Source organism: Rhizobacter sp. P3_C12 (assembly GCF_056402735.1).
In genome coordinates this window covers 1-3,128 of record NZ_JBFUGW010000453.1, presented here as the reverse complement: position 1 = coordinate 3,128, position 3,128 = coordinate 1, and the positions used below count along the sequence as shown (strand labels likewise).

3 protein-coding genes are annotated in these 3,128 nt (G+C 67.9%); all 3 read left to right on the top strand.

Translation table 11 applies throughout. The annotated features are described in order from the left end of the window. Positions 1–168: 168 nt before the first annotated feature. On the top strand, positions 169–909 hold the full coding sequence (locus tag AC1DXV_RS33040) for a response regulator (RefSeq protein WP_047587874.1): 741 nt from the start codon (positions 169–171) through the stop codon (positions 907–909). 1 nt (position 910) lies between these two features. Then, positions 911–2,722, top strand: coding sequence for an ATP-binding response regulator (locus AC1DXV_RS33035; protein WP_477867984.1), 1,812 nt, complete (start codon positions 911–913; stop codon positions 2,720–2,722). Positions 2,723–2,776: 54 nt separating this feature from the next. After that, positions 2,777–3,128, top strand: a 352-nt coding sequence (locus tag AC1DXV_RS33030; protein WP_477937737.1) for a hypothetical protein, incomplete at its 3' end; no start/stop codon positions are given.

The following is a 3,128-nucleotide window of genomic DNA, read 5'->3' as shown; positions in this document are numbered from 1 at the left end:
GCCGGTGTGCGTGGCGGAATCGCTGACACGGCGCTACCTTTGACACGCCGCCCTGACAAAGTGGGCCGCTTCACCCTCTTCAGGGGGTGCGGGGCGTCCGGGGCGCTCGGCTAGCATCGGCGCTTTGCCCCGGGCCGAGGGCTCACAGCGCACGAAAGGGATGTCGCGATGAAAGTGCTGTTGGTCGATGACCATCCGTTGATCCTGTCGGCCTTGCAGACCGTGATCCAGGGCCTGGGCGACCACGTCAGCGTGGTCGGTGCCGGCAGTGCCCGCGCCGCGCGCGAGACGCTGGCCGCCGACAACGACTTCGACCTGGTGCTGCTCGACCTGCACCTGGGAGACGCCGACGGCTTCGACCTGCTGGTCGAGTTCCGCAGCACCTACCCGGCGCTGCCGGTGGTGGTGGTGTCGGCCTCCGACCGGGCGAGCGACGTGATCCGCTCGATCGACCTGGGCGCGATGGGGTTCGTGCCGAAGCGCGCCTCCAACGAGACCCTGTTCGATGCGCTGCGGATGGTGATGTCGGGCGGCATCTACGTGCCGCCGATCAGCATCGGCAACGACCGGCCGTCCGAGCGCGCGCAGGACGCGCCGTGGGGCGTGCCGGCCGCCGTCAACCAGATCGGCGAGGCGGCCAAGGGCGGCAGCTTCCAGCAGCACCCGTCGATCGCGTCGCTGGGCCTCACGCCGCGCCAGACCGACGTGCTGGCGCTGCTGCTGCAGGGCAACCCGAACAAGCTGATCGCCCGCGAGCTGGGGCTGTCGGTCGAGACGGTGAAGGACCACGTGGCCGCGGTGCTGCGGGTGCTGAACGTGAGCTCGCGCACGCAGGCCGTGCTGGCGGTGAGCCAGATGACGCAGGCGCACGGCGGCTTCTCGGCCTGGCGCCACAACGGCCCGCGCTGAGATGGTGGCCCCTGCGCCCGCTGCACAGGCCGCCTCCCTGCGCGATCTGACCGAAGTCGAGCGCATCCACGGCCTGTATTCGTACGTGCCGACCACGCTGGCCGGCAATGCGGCCGGCGCGTCGGTGATGGCGCTGTTGTTCTGGGACCACGCGCCGCGCTGGCTGCTGGCGGCCTGGATGGTGATGTTCTGGGGGCTGTGGATCTTCCGCATGTGGGCGCTGGTGGCGTTCCGCGGGCGCAACGTGCAGACGCTGGCGGCGGCGCAGCCGTGGTTCCGCATCTGGGTCGGCGCGACGATGGGCTCGGGCATCGTCTGGGGCTCGGCGGCATGGCTGTTCTACCCTCACGGCGGTACGACGGAGCGCATCGGGCTGCTGCTCACCGTCTACAGCTTCTGCGTGGCCGGCATGCCGATCCTGGCGCCGATGCGCAAGGTCTACAACACCTTCGCGCTGCTGTGCTTTGCGCCGACAGTGCTGCGCGTGGGGCTGCCGGGCGGCTTCGACGACCTGGTGCTGGCCGGTGTGCTGCTGACGATCGTCGCGATGACGACGCTGCTCGCGAGCGACTACCGGCTCAACTACGAGAACCTGCTGAAGCTGAAGCTGCGCGCCGACGAACTGGGTGCGCAGCTGCGCATCGAGAAGGCGGCCGCCGATGCGGCACGGCAGCAGGCCGAGGTGGCGAACCGCTCGAAGACGCAGTTCTTCGCGGCCGCGAGCCACGACCTGCGGCAGCCGCTGCATGCGATGGGGCTGTTCGCCGAGGCGCTGCGCCAGCGCAGCCACGATGAGGAGGTGATCCACCTCGTCAACAGCATCAACGGCTCGGTCGATGCGCTGGAGGGGCTGTTCTCGGAGCTGCTCGACATCACGAAGATCGACACCGGCGGCGTCGAGACGCAGGCCGAGCATTTCAACATCGGCGCGCTGTTCGGGCGGCTCAAGCTGCACTTCGAGCCGACGGCCTTCGAGAAGGGGCTGGGGCTGCGATTCCGCGGCGGGGCGCACAACGCGTTTGCCGACCCGGTGCTGGTGGAGCGCATCTTGCGCAACCTGGTGTCGAACGCGATCCGCTACACGCAGGACGGCACGGTGCTGGTGAGCTGCCGCAAGCGCGGCACGCGGCTGCTGCTGCAGGTGTGGGACACCGGCGTGGGCATCCGCGAGCGCGAGCAGGAGCGCATCTTCGAGGAGTTCTACCAGGTGCCGCAGGGCGACGCGCTGGCGCCGCACCAGCGCAAGGGGCTGGGGCTGGGGCTGGCGATCGTCAAGCGGCTGGCGGGGCTGATGGAGGCGCCGCTGTCGCTGCGCTCACGGCCGGGGCACGGCACGGTGTTCTCGCTGGAGCTGCCGCCCGGCAAGGCGCCGCGCGCGGTGGCACCGGCGCTGAGCGGCAAGGCGCCGATCGGGCTGACGCTGGACCGCCGCCGCATCGTGATCGTCGAGGACGAGCCGGCGGTGCGCGACGGGCTGGAGGTGCTGCTGAAGGGCTGGGGCGCCAGCGTGCGCAGCTTCGAGACGGTGTCGGCCAGCCGGGCCTGGGCGCAGAGCGACGAGGCCGGGAATGAGCCGCCGGACCTGCTGATCGTCGACTACCGGCTGGAGCACGGCCACACCGGTGTGGAGGCGATCCAGGCGCTGCGCGAGCGCTTCGGCCCGGGCGTGCCGGCCATCATGGTGAGCGGCAGCACGATGACCAACCACGAGGTGGACGCGCAGGTGCACAACTTCCACCTGCTGGTGAAGCCGGTGGTGCCGAACAAGCTGCGGGCGATGATCAGTTTCAAGCTGGGCGTGCGGGGCGGTTGAGGCGGGATCCGAGGGGCGAGCTACGCACCTGAGAGTGCGAATCGGCCGGACGGGATGAAGCTGTTTGTCCCGGGGTGGAACTTGGAAAGCGGATCGGTCACACAGGGGGAACGCCTGCTTGTGAGTGATCTGTGTGTGATTGCTGCATGGGGCATCGTTTTACTGTGCTGTGGAGCAACTTTCATGTCATCCGGGATCAAGTGCCTCGCAAAAGCGCCTTCTATTCGTAGTATCGAAATGAAGGGGAAAAATAGTAAGTATGAGTCGATCCGTGAGAAGTTGGGGAGGCAGCGCATAGCAGCGAGAGCCCAATCAACATTCAATTGCAAGATTGAGTTGAGCAATGGCATTGAGTTCGATCTTAAGAATGTCGCGGAGCATGAGACGGATGATAGAACCTATGCCT

Coding starts and splice junctions, on each gene's coding strand:
- AC1DXV_RS33040 (WP_047587874.1), top strand. CDS start 169: ATGAAAGTGCTGTTGGTCGATGACCATCCGTTGATCCTGTCGGCCTTG.
- AC1DXV_RS33035 (WP_477867984.1), top strand. CDS start 911: ATGGTGGCCCCTGCGCCCGCTGCACAGGCCGCCTCCCTGCGCGATCTG.